Raw genomic sequence first — 13,685 nt, 5'->3', positions numbered from 1 at the left:
TAAAAAAAAGGGCCACCGGAGTGGCCCCAACGAGGGAACAAGCGATTAGATTCAGCCGCCGATATGGCTGCGGTAAGTGCCCAGCATGTCCTCGCTGCCCACGCGGAAGATGTTGGCCAGGTAGTCCAGCTCCAGCACCTCCTCGCCGTCGATCACCTGCTTGATGTAGGTGGCGGTGAAGGAAGACCCAAACTCGGCGTTGTCATGCTGCTTATAGGTACCCAGCGGGTTTTTCTTGAACATCACAGTCAGGAAGGTGACCAGGCTGACCTCCTGCAGGCGGCCCTGGGCGCCGTAGGTCTCGATGCTGGAACGGCACTGCAGCTGCGCCGCCTTGAACGGGTTGGCCACGGTCTTGGCCACGTCCCGATACAGCGAATTCCACTTGATCTCGCCCTCCAGCTTGTCGAAGCCGGCCGGCAGCTCGATCTTGCCGATCATGCCCAGCGCCTTGTGCTCCTGCATGATGGCGGACACGTCCGGCAGCTTGACCTCGTCGGCCCGGCCCAGCAGCGAGTTGCCGTTCACATAGATGTTGGCGTTGGTGATGCGATTGATTTCGATTTTGCCGGCCATGATCAATTCCCTCCCTTCAGGGTCAGCAGGTATTCCGAGGTAATCTCGGTCTCAAAAGTCAGCCGTTCCAGCGGCGGCGGCACCGTGTACTTGTAGCTGATCAGCAGGTGACCATTGGCCAACTCGGTTTCCGGGTTGCGCGCCACGTCGAACCAGGCTTTGAAGCCCAGCAGCGCGCCATCGCCAATCAGCTTGCGGCCGTAGCCGTTCACCGATTCCACCAGCGCGTCGATAGTGGCCTGGTTCAGCGGCATGTCGATGAACTGCTGGCTGAAGTAGCGGATCGACTCATTGATCACGTCGCCGGTGCGACGCACGTTCTCGAAGTTACGCATATGGCTGACGGTGGGCCAGGCGGCGGTGCGGTTGCCCCACAGACGGAAGCCGGAACCAAAGCTGGAGAACACCGTGGTGATGCCTTGCTCGTTCAACAGGTTCACCTCGGACTGCGGGTCGTCGATCATCGCCGACAACTGGCGTTCGACACCGGTCACCCCGGCAATCTCCTGGTTGGAGCTGGACCACCAGAAACCCTTGTCCAGGTCGACCTTGGCGCGCAGGCCGGCCGCGCGGGCGGACAGCGGCTCCAGGCGCTCGGTGTTCAGCACCGGGTCGTAGACCTTCACATGCGGGTAGCACAGGCGCACGCGGTCGCTGGAGGTGTTGAAGTTGATGCTGCCGGTCGGGCCGCGACCCGCCAACGCCTGGGCGTAGGTGGTGCCGATCGGCGCGTCGATGTACGTCACCGCGTCCAACTGGTCGGCCATCGCGATCAATTCGACCGCCACCGAGTTCTGGGTGCAGAACGCCGGCGCGATCAGAATCTTGGCGAAGAAACCGAACTGGTTATAGGTATCCTTCAGCGCCTTCAGGCCAGTGCGCGCGCCGGCGGCGTTGACGGCGCCGATGATGTCGGCGGCGGTGACTTTGGTCGGATCGGCATAGTCATAGCTTGCCTTGACGCTGGCGCCGGCGCTGATGGCGCCGCCCTTGATGCGCACCAGTTCCCCTGTGACCAGGTTGGCGCTGTAGTCGGTGCCGGCCACGTAGGTGATCGCGCTATCGCCGCTCTTCAGCACCAGGCCGGCCACGGCGCCGTGGGCCAGCTTGACTCGGTCGGTCGCGGCGTCGAAGGCCACGGCTTCGCTGGCCACCGCCGTCTTGTGGATGGCCGGGTCCAATACATTGATCACAATGACCGTGCCGGCGCCGTGATCGTAGATCGCGTCCAGCGCCTGCGGAATGGTGAAGCCGGGCAACTGGGAGCCAAACACGGCGGCGTCCTTTTCGGACAAGGTCAGGGTGACGGCATTGACCGCGCCGACCGGCGCGGTGCCGATCAGGCCGATCACCGCCGACTTGACAGTACGCACCGGGCGCGGGCCGCGCTCGACCTCAATGGTTTCCACGCCATGCAAGTAGTTTGCAGCCATCGCTTACGCTCCTTTGGTTTGCGGCGTTTCATCGGTGCCGGCGCTGCTGCGCGCCGGCGGCTTGGCCTGCTTGCCTTTTTCGTCGACCGGGGTCAGGTACTGCAGGGCCAGCAAGGTCTTGGTGTATTCGTGCTCGTCCGGCAATTCGACCTCGGCGCCGGCGTGCAGCATCACCTCGCGGACGACTTCACCCTCCTGCAGCGTCACGCCGCTGGTCGGGCCGCTATAGCGGTATTTAGCTAACGCAGAAACTTCGCTGTCGCTTGTTTTAGCTAACGCAGAAACTTCGCTGACGCTCGTTTTCATGGGGCTTCCTCATAAGTGACTTGAGTCAGGGGAGACTCGGTATCGACGTCGGCGTCCTCGACCAACATGCATTGCGACGTCAGCTCGACGGTGTACTGCCAGATGCCGGCCGTCTCGCCGAGGAAGGTCTCGGCCTTGGCCTGGACCTTGCGGCAATCCGGCGGCCGCCAACCGACGAGCGCGCGGCGCACGTCGTCCACCACGTCGACCGCGCCCCCCTTGCCGTTGAGCTGGCGCAGCAGCACGGCCACCGACAAGCGCACCACGCGCGGCTGAGCGACATAGCTGATATCCACGGTGCCGTCGAACTGGCTGCCGGGATAGCTGACCAGCAGCGCCCCCTTGGGGTGATTGAGCCGGTACTCGCTTGGCCGGTCGGGAAAGTACTCGACCGCCAGCTGCGGCAGCTTCGCCTTCAACCGCGCCACCACCGCGTCGATGATCTGCAAGGTGGTGGCCATGTCAGCGGTACCGATCCAGCAACGCGGTGTCGAAGCGGCGCGACCGCGAGCGCACCTTCATCTCGCCCGGTTCCGGCGCGGCCTCGCCACTGGGCACGCCGATGGTCAGCTTGGCGTCGCGGATCGCCTCCAGCATCTGCAGCGCGGACTTGTAGGTGCGGGTGACCGCGTCGGGCAGTTCGCGGCCCTCCGGCCGCCTGGCGTATAGCCAGTGCCGCGTCAGATTGACCGTCATGTCCTTGACGACGGACGGTACCGGGTCGAGCGGCAGGTTGTAGCGCCCGCGCAGGTGGGCATCGACCAGCTCCTCGGCCTGGCGCACGCCTTCCTCGACCACCGCCGCGTTGATGGCGCTGGCCGACTCGTCGTCGTTGGACAGCCAGATCAGCGTCTGCAGCGGAACCGCCAGCTGCAGATCGGCCAGCGAGCAGTAACGCATCTCAGATGCCCCGCACGATGCGGATCAGCTCGCCCGCCGCGCTGGCCGCATCCCAGGCGATGCCGTTGGCCACGCCCGCCGCCTTGGTGATCGCCTTGCCGCTGGCGTCGGACTGCACCTCGGCGCCGGCCGCGATGGCAGCGCCGGCCTCGACCAGGATCACGCCCAATAGATTGGCCGGCGCCGGGCTATCGGCCGCCGTGTCGGTCTCCACCACGCCCAAGGCCTTGGCGCCGGCGGCGCAGACGCCGCCATCGAAGCCGACAAAGCGGCGCGCGGTCAGATCGGAGATGGCCAGCACCGAGGCGACCAGGACTACGTTTTGTGTCTTCATTGCTTGGCTCCTTCACCTTCATTGGTCGACTGGCCCTTGTCCTTGGCCGCGCCGGTGTCGCCTTCGGCCAACTTCTTCTCGTCCGCCTTGGCGGCTTTATCGGACTTCGACGAGTCAGCCATCTCCGGGGCGGGCTTGGCAACGGCAACCCGCTCCAGCCAGCGACGTTTCTCCGCCGCGTCTTGATCGCCCAGCTCGATGGTGTCGCCGTCGTGGTAACGTTTGCCATCGTGGTCCAGGTCGATGCCGCGCACGCGGTAGGTTTGCTTGCTCATTGCGGGCCTCACGGATTGGCGTTGGTATCGGTGATCAGGTAGCCGGCGTCGGCGCCCACCACCACGATCTTGTAGGTGTCGGTGTGCCGCACGTACTCCACCTTGTTGCCCTCGGCGTCGTACTTGTCGGTTTCCGGCATGCCCTTCTTGCGCAGGGTGTAGCCGAACGACGGCACATCGTGGTCATGCGACTGGCCTTCGCCCGGCTTGGCCACGTAGGCCAGCACCAGGTTGTCGCCCCAGATGTCGCCCAGCGCGCCCTGGCCGTTCGCCGCCAGCGCCTCGCCAACGTAGATGTTGTCGAGGTTCCAGATGGCTTTCAGGTGCTCCAGGGTGATCAGCTTGCGCTCTTGGGTACCCAGAGCGGCGGCCACCTTCGGATGGAACTTCAAGGAGGCGTAGGTGGACGCGCCGATGACCGCCGTATTCGGCCGCATGCCGATACGCTGACGCACCACCTCCTTGCCGTCTTCCACCACCTTGATCGGGTCGCCGCCGCCGCCGCTCCATTGACTGGAGCCGGACAGTACAACCTTGGCGCCGGACAGATAGGTGCTCGGGTTTTGCGCCAGGTAGGCGGCGCGCACTTCGCGGCCCAGGTCGATCGCATCCTTGACCCGGCGCGCGGCCTTGGCTTCTTCGTTGAACATCGATTCGGCTTTTTCGCGGTAATCCACCGGATAGGCCAGGTCGTGTTCGCGCAACACCACGTCCATGGTGTCGGCATCGTCCGCCGTCATCACATTGGACTTGGCGCGGATCGCGCGCTCGGTCTCCCACAGGCGGAAGGCCTCCTTGCCGAACAAGGGGATGATGCCGGCCTCCTTGTCCATGTCGGCCACCGGGAACAGCCCCTCGCCGATGTATTGCGCATTGCGGTAGCCACGCGCCAGGTTGGTCAGTACCGGGTCGACGACCCGGAGTCTTTTCAAACGGTCAGCCATGAAAGTCTCCTAAGTGATGGCGGCACCTGCCGCCCAAGGGGTTACAGCAGTTGGCGCACCGCCTGCTCGTAGGGGATGTTTTTCTCGGCCGCCAGCGCGGTGGCCTGCACATGCAAGCTGAGGCGGGTGGGGTCGGTTGCTTTCTCGGTGAACTCGGCCACTTCGACGGAGCCCAACTCGCCGGCCTTGCCCTTGGTGGCTGTCTCGCCGAACTCGACCACCTTCGGCATATCGCCCAGGAAGGCCTTGAAGGCGGTGGCCAGCGGCTGCTTATCGTCGCCTTCACCGAACTCGACCGAGCTCTCGCCATCGGCAAAATCCAGGAAGGCCACCACCGCGCCCTTGTGTTTCGGCGCCAGCGTGCCGCCGCTGATCAGCTCCTCGGCGTAAGTCAGGTGCTCGCCGTGGCGTTTAGCCGCCGCCGTCTTCTTCTTCTCGGCCTCGGCCGCAGCCAGTTGTTGTTTCAGCTGGGCGTTCTCGGCCTCCAGCGCGGCCTTTTGTTCAGGGGTCACTGCATGGTTCTCCTTAGGGTTGGTTGCTGTTGCTTGGGAAACGGAAGGGTCGGCAAAGGCGGCGCGGGCATCATCGTCGTCACGCGCGGCCTCGCGGATGGCTTCGACCTGCCTGTCGGGCACTACCTGGTCGGCAACTTCCTGGCCGAACTGGGTCAGCAGCCAGTCATGAACGCGGCGCCACAGCGAAGCATTGGTGTCCATGCTGAGGGCCTCGGCGAACTCGACAACACCATCCTCGGCATCGGCGAACTCGGCTTGCTTGAGGCCTTTGACGGCTGGCGGCATCGCGCCCAGGAATCCGACATGGCGCAGGTAGTACACGCCAGGCACTGGGTTGTTGGAGGCGTCGGGCAGGTAGAAGCTGGCGGAGATTTTCTTGAAGCGACCGGTAGCCACCAGTTCGGCGAAGGCCGCGTCGACCTGGTGCGGCTCGGCGTTCAAACCATCGCCGCCTGCAGCCAGCGACTTCACCCAGCCATAGGCTGGGGCGTCGAGTTTGGGATGGCCGACCACGATGGGCGCCTCATGCAGCGCCGGATCGTAAGCGCGGGCACTGGCCGCGAGATCGGACTCGGAGAAATCAAGCACCGCGCCAGACAGTGCGGTCTGGCGGCCGGGCTTGAAGATGTGCAGGGGTTTGGTCGCGTTCATGCCGTCATGGTCGACGACATACAAACCAGGGAATTTTAATGAAGGTTAAAACTTAGACAGAGGGATTTACGATGGGTGGATAATGGAGCCATCGAGCCTGCGAGCAACCCATTCTTGATTCTCTGCCGTGAAGGTCATCTGCTCTCCAGGTCCCAGGGTCCACTGAGGAGTTCTACCTGTCCAGAAGATTTCCCCATGATTGAACTCAGCACTGAAGTCTGTGCTTTGGACTGTCCAAGAACCTTCATCCCTCCCTAGCACTTCCATTTCGAGTACATCTTGAAGGCGCAGACAACTCTGGACGACTGTGGGCTGGATCGCGATGTTATCGGAGCGTCCTGTATGGGCAACAGAAGGGTAGACAACCCCCCCAAGCACCCATTCCTTATGATCTGGGTTTGTACTAGATATAGACCCCGAACTAAGCTTTTCCGCAATGGCTGCCGTCAGCTTGTATTGTGTAGAAAACGTCTGATGGACTGGTTGGATAAATCGTGTCTCGAAAAGAGTTTCAACTTTGGAAAAGGCAGGATCGTTTTGCCACTCTTCAGATGCATTTGGAGGAATTCTAAAGTAGAAGAACTCTTTCTCTACAATCCATTTCGACAAGTAGACTTTGCTTCCAGGCTCTGGATTAATCTCGGAAAATATAGCGATTTTGTCCACACTGGCATAAAGCATCGGCTTACCTGGCGCATTGCAACGCTGATACCCAGTAACCTTTTCAGCGGGGGGGTGGCCTAGAAGAGAAGTCTGATGAGGTTTCTCTTGGTGGCACACTCCTCGGAATAATAGTGTGCCCTGGGGTACCGTGTGGGCCTCCATAGGAATACCACAAATCAACTTACCTACCTGCTCCAACAGGTAGGTGTAATCTGCTTTTTCATAATCAATCCGATTGAGCTGGGTAACGATCTGCCTTACTTCGGCAAGACTGGTTCTTTGAGGGACGGCGACTTCACGATTCATCTTGCGCTCAAACCTTCTTGTTCGTTGTTGGGTGGCTACGTCTACGTATTCTCGGCATTTTATTTCAATGACCTTGCGCGCTTCCATGTCAACCTAGACATTTTGCAAAAAAATCCCTTTAGCCGTTCTTTGAACCCAACCCCGAAGCCTGTTCCAAGCCATAGATGAAATAAATTTACCACCGTAAAGCCTTTATAAAGCTTTACGGTGTGGCGATCTGGTCAGTGGACTACCGTTGCGCATCCCAAGCGCCGCCAAATCGCCTGGCAGGCTAAACGCCCGCTGCGGATTTCAGATGACGCAGCACTGTTTCGAGCACTTCCTCGCGGGCCTCCGGCTGCAACTCGCCGTCCGCCGTCATCGGGAAGTAAGGGCGCGCCGGCAGCTCGACCGAGCCACCGCGCCCGGCCTCGCCGCCAAAGTGTTGGATCGCGGCATAGACCTTGTTGCTGCCAAGCACGGCTTGGGTACTGTCGTAGTCGGGCGTCACCGAGCTGGCCAACTGACCGGAGTGCTGCAGGATGCGGAAGTTGGACAGCTGACGCTGGGCCGAGGCCTTGAGCTCGCCGTTTTTCTTGAAGGCCTTCTTGCCGCCCAGACGCGCCAACTTAGTGGACTCGGCCAGCTGCGCCCATTTTGGCCGGCCCTCGGCCTCCAGGTTGTCCTCTGTGATCTTGAGCAAGGTCTGGCTGATCTTGCGCATCGCCGGCGTCAGGTCGCCGCCGGCACGCTCCAGATTGCGCAGCGTCGTCTGCAGCTGGCGGTCGTCGATGGTGATGCTGACAAAGTCGCTCATAACAACTCCTGCCTGGCCAAGCCGGCCAACTCGCCGGTGTAGCGCTTGAGGTCAGGCTGCCAGGCGGCCGCGCCGGGGTTGTAGCTCCAGCCCACATCCGGCGATACCGTGATCTCGCGGCGGGTGACCGGGTCAATCGCTCGGAAGGTGGCCACTGGCCGCAGCTCGCCGGTTTTCTCGGAGACCAGCTTCTTGGCGCTGCCCAGCTTGCCTGTCGAGGTCTCGGCCTGGATGCCGCTCTTGGCGAGGTCGTCTCCCGCCAAGGCCACCACACGGCAGCGGCAGCCCCAACCGTTGGGCGGGTAGTAGAACTGCCAGAACGGGTCGTCGTAACGGAACACCTTGCCGTTCATCGCGCGATGGCTCGGCCGCGTCTTGCCGTCCAGGATGGCCACGTATTGCCAGTACGGCCGGTCGTCGACGTTGGCCAACTGCTCGGTGTAGCGGCCGGCCATGTAGGCGGTCTGCAGGTTGGTCCGGTAGATCGTCTGCAGGCGCCAGGGACTGCCCAGCTGCACCTGGCTGACTTCCTCGGTGTTCGGATCGACCAGTTCCTGCTTGCCCCACCAGCCCTTGGCCTTGAGCACCGGTGTCAGTTCCTTCTTGAACCAGGCCAGCGTCTTGCCTTCCTTGATCGCGGTCTCCACCGCGTCGCGGATGTCCTGCAGGATATCCAGCCGCGTCGCCTTGGCCACGGTGAACGCCTGGGCTTGGGCATCCTGCCACAACTCCTCCCAGTCCCAGGTGACGGCGTAGCCCTTGCTGACCAGGTATTTGATCGCCTTCTTCGGCGGCAGCTTCATGCAGTAGGCGAGATCCACGTTAGGCATGGAGACGCCCCCACAGGTCGGCCACAAAGAGCGCGCGGGCCAGCCGCTCCTGCAGCCCACTGGCGTCCATCTCCGGGTAGAGCTCGGCCAAGGTGCCCAGCAACTCGTCAGGACGCGCGCCGTTCTCCACGCGCTTGAGCAGCGGCGCCAGCAGCGCCTGGGCGTCGGCGTTGAGCGCATCGGCCGACAGCGCGTCCAGGGCGGCGTCCAGGGCTTCCTGGTCGGCGGCATCGGTTGCTTCGGCGAACTCTGCAGCCTGGTCCGCTGGGGCCGCCGTTTCGACCAGGTCGCCATCCTGCAGGCTGTACGCCCGCTTGAAATAAGCCGGGGTGAAGGTCGCGCCGGCCCGCGTCAGTTTCTCGTCGCGCTCGGCCATTGCCTGGTCCACCTCCTGCTGCTCCCACAACGAGAACACCGGCCGCGCGCCGTCGTTGAAATTCAGCTCGCACACCCAGCGAATCAGCGTGTTGAACGCTTCCTCGACAATGGCCTTGTCGCCGTCGCGGATGTCGCGGGTGACCTCCAGCCCGGCCTGGGCCGAGGCGCGGTTGGCGGTGGCCTCGGTAGTCTGGTTCTGACCCAGCAGCGCGATCGATACCTCGGAGCGGCAGAAATGCAGCAGCCTCTCGTACACCTCGGCGCTGCCGGTCTTGCCGGCGGCTTCCTTGATCTCGATGCTGGAGTCGTCCGGGATCACCGCCACCGCGTCCTGCACCATGCTTTCCAGCCGGTCCAGCAGCAAGTCGGTCTCCGCATCCGACGCGCTGCGCGGGTGCTTGCCTATCACCCAGGGCGCGCCGTATTTCTCGGTGAACTGCACCCAGAACTTGAGCCCGCCCTTCTTGAAAGTGGTCGGCCAGAAGCACATGGACAAGTCGGCGAAGCCATAGGGATTTTGATAGCTGGGGTCTTGGCGCGGCACCAGGAACTTGCGCTGCGACAGTTCTTCGCCCTGGATCATGGCCTGGCGCGAGCGGAAGCGCAGCTCGTTGTCCGGGGAGTAGATGAACCAGTCCGCCGGCTTGCCGATCACATCGACCGGCACCAGGTAGCCGCCGACCTTGCCCCACATGACTTCCATCGGCTGATAGCCGTAGAGCACCGCGTCCAGCATCTCGGTGATGATCCTGGACAGGTCGAGATCGGCGAAGATGTCCTCTATCGACTTGGCGACACGGCTCTTGGCCTTGTCACGATCCAGCCCCCATTCCAGCGCCTTCACCGCCGCCTTGCGGCGACGAATGCAGCCGCCGACGTGCGGATCGGCGCGCAGCTCGCGATACACCTTGATGTCCTTGCCCAGCGCCTTCAGCACGGTGTCCGGGTTGGGCAGATACATGCCCAGCCCGGCAAAGTCGATGCTGCGGCCGCGCGTGGCGATCTGGTCGGACAGGGACTGGCTCGGCTCGCCGAACTGGACGAAATCGGTGGGCGTGACCCATAGGCCTTTGGTTTTCATTGGTACCCCTGCGTAATGCGGGCGGCGGCTCGGCGGCGGCGCGATTTCACCGTGACCAAGCCTTTGTTGAGTTCACGGCTGGCGTAATACGCCAGGGCCACCGCGACGGCGACGTCGCCGTGGCGCTTGCCCTTGTCTTCGCCCGTGGTGCGGGTGTCCGGGATGCGCGGCACGCCCTTGACCACCTGGACAGCGCGCAGGTCGGCCAGCACGTCGGCGTCCTTGGGCAGGTCCACCAGTTCGCCGTCCTCGAGGGCGGCTTTTACCGGCGGCATATGCTCGCGGTACCAGCCTTCGGACAGCATCACCTGCTGGATGCGGCTGGCGCCATAGCGTTGCATGGCCACCTCGGCCAGGAATTGACCGTTGCCACGCGCATCGAAGGCGCCGCCCATGAAGCGCGGCAAGCGGTCCATCAGGTAGAAGGCGATCTGCTCTTGCTGGCGGAACGGCACATTGCGCAGCTCCAGGATGAACGGCACCCGCCGCACCAGGTTCTGTTGCTGGATCAGCGGCACGTGCACGGACAAATCGCCCGTGCGGCCGAAGTCCTCGCCGTTGAAGGAGATGGCGTCCGCCGGCAACGCGGCCAGCAGCGGCGCCAGGTTCGCCTCCAGCCAGTCGCGGCACTCGGCGGCGCGGATGTGATCGGGCAACAACTCAAAGCCCGGCTTGCACTCCCAGCGCAGCACCGGCGTGTCGGCTGACATGCGGGATTCGATCAAGGCTCGGGACAGCCAGGCGCCGCCGCTGTTCTTCGGAATGCAGCCATACTCTTCATCGGCGGACTCGGCATTGGGCGCGTTGCGGTACAGGTCGTCGCGCCATTTCTTTTCCGCCTCCGGCGACCAGGTTTGGCCGGTGACGTAGCAGATGCGCTTGTACAGGCCGTCGGCGATGGCGTCGTCCAGGGTGATGCGGTGGATGCTGTAGTCCTTGCGGCCGGCGCGGGCGTCCTCGATGTACTGATTGAACAGGTTTTCGACGCCGTTGTGGGTGCTGATCAATCGCACCTTATTGCCCCACATGGTCAGCGCCAACGCCGCCTTGAGCAGTTCTTCCAGGTTGTCGTGGAAGGCCGCCTCGTCGATCACCACATCGCCCTGCAGGCCGCGCAGATTGGACGGCCGGCTGGACAGCGCCTGGATTTTGAAACCGCTCTTGGGGAAGCGGATCATGTACGCAAGGATTTCTTCCTGCTTGCCTTCATCCCAGAAGGTTTGCTCGTAGACATCGGCCTGGGCCAGCTCGTTGAAGGCCTTGGCGAACAAGGCGCAGGCGGCGATGTACTCCAGCGCCATTTCCTTCTTGCTGCCGACGTAGAAGGTGTTGCAGCCCAGTCGCCGACGCGGCCGGGCGGCCTTCACCACGTTGCGGCCGGCTTCCGCCCAGGTGATGCCGGTGCGGCGCGATTTCTCCCCGAACATGATCGGGGACTCGTCCTCGAACCAGCGCTGCTGGTAGGGCAGGAATACCGGCTCCTCCGCCGGGATGGCATCCGCCACGTCCAGCGGCACCACCACGCCGGCCAGCTCCATCTCCTCAGCCAGGTTGATCTTGCGCGGCGTGCCCAGCGGCTTGAGCGGTGGCTGCGCCATTATTCTTTACCCAACAGAATGCGGCGGATGCGGGCTTCCATCTGCTCGCTGATGCCATCAGAGCCGCGCAGCTCTTCCAGCTTCTCCTCCTGCTCGGCCCGCAGTGCCTCGCGCGCGGCCCGCTCAATGCGCGCCTGTTCGTCTAGGCGGAACCGTTTCTGGTTGACGCTGGCGCGGGCCAGGGTGGCGATGTTCTTCGCGGCCTTGGAGAGCAGCGCGATGCGCTCCTCCGGCTTGGTGTCTTCCTCGTTGGCTTCCTGCAGGCTGACGATGGACTCGAACAACTCGGTCTGCACCAGGGCGATCACCGCCTCGGAGCGCGCGTCCTGGTCGTCGGCAGCGCCTTCGGTCAGCATGCGGGCGGCCTCGGTCGAAGCCTTGATCGCGGCGAAGCGGCGCTCAATCTTTTGGCCATAACGGTGAATCGCCGACTTGCTGATCGCAAAACCCTTGTCGCGCAGCGCTTCCTCCAGCAGTTGGTAACCGCTGAAATTGCCCTCGACCAGGGACTTGTCCAGCCACTCGCGCACCGACTGGGGCAACTGCCCGACACTATTGCGACGCGCCATCACTTGCCCCAGTACTTATTGGGGCGGGCAATGCCCGGCTCGCAGTCGATGGTGTACTCGACGATGTCCACACCGCAGCGGGTCAGATCGCCCCACCAGCGCCCGGAGGGCTCCTTGCGTAGGCTGACCAGCACGCGGTCCGCCAGGTAGTCCAGCTCCTTGCGGGCTTCCAATGCCGTCACGTCAGGGTAGATCGACTGCATCGTCATCAACACCACGTCTTCGCAAACTTCCTCCGGCCGCGCGTTGTACAACGCCAGCAGCAGATACCAGCGCAGCAATTCACGACGCAATTTCGCTTGATCCAGATTCATCGTTGAGCCCCTTTCAATTGGATGTTTTCGATCTTGAGCGCCACCGCGTCGAGCTTGGCCTCGATCACCGTCTGATTGCGCACATAGTCCTCGCGGCGCACATAAGCCAGCGGCAGGTCGGCTTGAAATTTCAGGAAGTCACGTTCGAGCCGGTGCACGCTCTCGGCCTGCTTGCCAATCTGGTCCAGCAGCGCCTTGATCTGCTCTTCTTGCTTGGCGTCGCGCTCGCTCTGCCGTCGGTCGATTTGGGCCAGCAGCACCTTGCCAGCCCCGATAAGCAGCCCCAAGAAGGCAGCCAGCCAAGACACCAACATGCCGAATTCCAGCTGCAGGGTCATGCATACCCCCGCAGCCGTTGTTCGTGACGCTCCTGGCAATGAATGCAGCGCGTGCAACCCGGCGCCGCCAGGCGCCTGGCATGTGGGATATCGCCGCCGCAGTCGTCGCACTCGGCCAGGGACTCCGCGCCGCCACGGTTCAGCGCCGCCGCGATGGCCATCTCGCGTTGGAAGGCCTCCAGTTCCTGGGCACGGTCAAAGTCATCCATCAGTGGCCCCCCTGCAGTGCGGCATGGGCATCGAACTTGGCTTCCAGTTCCTGGCACCAGCGACCGTAGTCGACCGCGTGGGCGATCAGGTCGGCCGGTGGTATCCCGGCGCCGGGGGCGGCGGCTTGACCGGCTTTTGCAGCATCTCCGGCGTCGGCTGCGGGCAAACCCGGATCACGCTCGGGGTAGCCAAGCGCGGCGCGGTAGACGCGCAGGCTGTCAGGGCCAAGACCAGTCCAAGCCTGGCCATCATTGCGAGTTGCATCTGCGATCCTTTCGCGGAGTTGGGCCTGGCTCTGCGCCAGTTGGCCCTGGGTTTGCAGCAGCTTCCAGCCCAGCTTGTTGGCCTGCTCGGCGAGTTGCCGCTGGTTGGCCAGCGCGGTGGCCAGTTCGTCCGCCTTGGTCGTGGCGATGCGGGAGCGCTCCTGCTCATGTGCGAGCTGGACGCTTTGCAGTCGGACAGCGGCGGCGGTAGCGGCCACATGCTGGCCGGAGTAGAAGCCGCCGCCCCAGACCAGGGCAACAACGGCAGCGATGGCCAGCGGCTTGATGTAGGGGCGGATATCAAACATGGCGCGCCCTCCGACGATTGCGGGCTTTGATGGCGGCGCGTCGGATGGCCGCGACGCCGGTTTTACCCAGGCGCGGCAGCGGCCAGCTGAGGCATGC

General features: G+C 63.3%; 19 protein-coding genes. All 19 read right to left on the bottom strand.

Annotated elements, in window-relative coordinates:
• Positions 1 to 51 precede the first annotated feature (51 nt).
• On the bottom strand, positions 52 to 576 hold the full coding sequence (locus tag NK214_RS06205; RefSeq protein ID WP_253313997.1) for a phage major tail tube protein: 525 nt from the start codon (positions 574 to 576) through the stop codon (positions 52 to 54).
• A gap of 2 nt (positions 577 to 578) precedes the next feature.
• Positions 579 to 2,009 carry a phage tail sheath subtilisin-like domain-containing protein gene (locus NK214_RS06200; protein WP_253313996.1) on the bottom strand — a complete coding sequence of 477 codons (1,431 nt, stop codon included), beginning with the start codon at positions 2,007 to 2,009 and terminating at the stop codon, positions 579 to 581.
• Positions 2,010 to 2,012: 3 nt separating this feature from the next.
• A complete protein-coding gene (locus NK214_RS06195) occupies positions 2,013 to 2,315 on the bottom strand; it encodes a hypothetical protein (protein ID WP_253313995.1) in 303 nt (100 codons plus the stop codon).
• Positions 2,312 to 2,776: a Gp37 family protein gene (locus tag NK214_RS06190; RefSeq protein WP_253313994.1), complete on the bottom strand. Its 465-nt coding sequence runs from the start codon at positions 2,774 to 2,776 to the stop codon at positions 2,312 to 2,314. The genes NK214_RS06195 and NK214_RS06190 overlap by 4 nt, the downstream gene beginning before the upstream one ends.
• A 1-nt stretch (position 2,777) precedes the next feature.
• On the bottom strand, positions 2,778 to 3,215 hold the full coding sequence (locus NK214_RS06185) for a gp436 family protein (protein WP_253313993.1): 438 nt from the start codon (positions 3,213 to 3,215) through the stop codon (positions 2,778 to 2,780).
• A gap of 1 nt (position 3,216) precedes the next feature.
• Positions 3,217 to 3,549, bottom strand: a complete 333-nt coding sequence (locus NK214_RS06180) for a capsid cement protein (protein ID WP_081555580.1) — start codon at positions 3,547 to 3,549, stop codon at positions 3,217 to 3,219.
• A complete protein-coding gene (locus NK214_RS06175; RefSeq protein ID WP_253313992.1) occupies positions 3,546 to 3,824 on the bottom strand; it encodes a hypothetical protein in 279 nt (92 codons plus the stop codon). The genes NK214_RS06180 and NK214_RS06175 overlap by 4 nt, the downstream gene beginning before the upstream one ends.
• Positions 3,825 to 3,832: 8 nt before the next feature.
• On the bottom strand, positions 3,833 to 4,768 hold the full coding sequence (locus NK214_RS06170) for a hypothetical protein (RefSeq protein WP_253313991.1): 936 nt from the start codon (positions 4,766 to 4,768) through the stop codon (positions 3,833 to 3,835).
• A gap of 41 nt (positions 4,769 to 4,809) precedes the next feature.
• Positions 4,810 to 5,934: a phage protease gene (locus NK214_RS06165; RefSeq protein ID WP_253313990.1), complete on the bottom strand. Its 1,125-nt coding sequence runs from the start codon at positions 5,932 to 5,934 to the stop codon at positions 4,810 to 4,812.
• A 66-nt stretch (positions 5,935 to 6,000) separates the two neighbouring features.
• Positions 6,001 to 6,903: a hypothetical protein gene (locus NK214_RS06160; RefSeq protein ID WP_253313989.1), complete on the bottom strand. Its 903-nt coding sequence runs from the start codon at positions 6,901 to 6,903 to the stop codon at positions 6,001 to 6,003.
• Between the two features lie 271 nt (positions 6,904 to 7,174).
• The gene (locus NK214_RS06155) at positions 7,175 to 7,699 is read right to left on the bottom strand and encodes a phage virion morphogenesis protein (RefSeq protein ID WP_253313988.1); all 525 of its coding nucleotides are present in this window, start codon (positions 7,697 to 7,699) and stop codon (positions 7,175 to 7,177) included.
• Positions 7,696 to 8,529, bottom strand: coding sequence for a phage minor head protein (locus NK214_RS06150; protein WP_253313987.1), 834 nt, complete (start codon positions 8,527 to 8,529; stop codon positions 7,696 to 7,698). Before NK214_RS06150 ends, NK214_RS06155 begins: the two co-directional genes overlap by 4 nt.
• Positions 8,522 to 9,988 carry a DUF935 domain-containing protein gene (locus NK214_RS06145; RefSeq protein WP_253313986.1) on the bottom strand — a complete coding sequence of 489 codons (1,467 nt, stop codon included), beginning with the start codon at positions 9,986 to 9,988 and terminating at the stop codon, positions 8,522 to 8,524. The genes NK214_RS06150 and NK214_RS06145 overlap by 8 nt, the downstream gene beginning before the upstream one ends.
• Positions 9,985 to 11,586 (bottom strand): terminase large subunit domain-containing protein, encoded by a 1,602-nt coding sequence (locus tag NK214_RS06140; RefSeq protein ID WP_253313985.1) that lies wholly within the window; start codon positions 11,584 to 11,586, stop codon positions 9,985 to 9,987. Before NK214_RS06140 ends, NK214_RS06145 begins: the two co-directional genes overlap by 4 nt.
• The gene (locus NK214_RS06135) at positions 11,586 to 12,155 is read right to left on the bottom strand and encodes a DUF3486 family protein (protein WP_253313984.1); all 570 of its coding nucleotides are present in this window, start codon (positions 12,153 to 12,155) and stop codon (positions 11,586 to 11,588) included. The genes NK214_RS06140 and NK214_RS06135 overlap by 1 nt, the downstream gene beginning before the upstream one ends.
• Positions 12,155 to 12,469 (bottom strand): hypothetical protein, encoded by a 315-nt coding sequence (locus NK214_RS06130; RefSeq protein ID WP_048410743.1) that lies wholly within the window; start codon positions 12,467 to 12,469, stop codon positions 12,155 to 12,157. The genes NK214_RS06135 and NK214_RS06130 overlap by 1 nt, the downstream gene beginning before the upstream one ends.
• A complete protein-coding gene (locus NK214_RS06125; RefSeq protein ID WP_253313983.1) occupies positions 12,466 to 12,807 on the bottom strand; it encodes a hypothetical protein in 342 nt (113 codons plus the stop codon). Before NK214_RS06125 ends, NK214_RS06130 begins: the two co-directional genes overlap by 4 nt.
• Positions 12,804 to 13,016, bottom strand: a complete 213-nt coding sequence (locus tag NK214_RS06120; RefSeq protein WP_253313982.1) for a TraR/DksA C4-type zinc finger protein — start codon at positions 13,014 to 13,016, stop codon at positions 12,804 to 12,806. The genes NK214_RS06125 and NK214_RS06120 overlap by 4 nt, the downstream gene beginning before the upstream one ends.
• Positions 13,016 to 13,588 carry a hypothetical protein gene (locus tag NK214_RS06115; protein ID WP_253313981.1) on the bottom strand — a complete coding sequence of 191 codons (573 nt, stop codon included), beginning with the start codon at positions 13,586 to 13,588 and terminating at the stop codon, positions 13,016 to 13,018. The genes NK214_RS06120 and NK214_RS06115 overlap by 1 nt, the downstream gene beginning before the upstream one ends.
• Positions 13,589 to 13,685: the final 97 nt, after the last annotated feature.

This window comes from Chromobacterium sp. S0633, assembly GCF_024158805.1.
GTDB lineage: Bacteria > Pseudomonadota > Gammaproteobacteria > Burkholderiales > Chromobacteriaceae > Chromobacterium.
The sequence above is the reverse complement of the archived record's forward strand: the minus strand, read 5'-3'. Positions and strand labels throughout refer to the sequence as shown.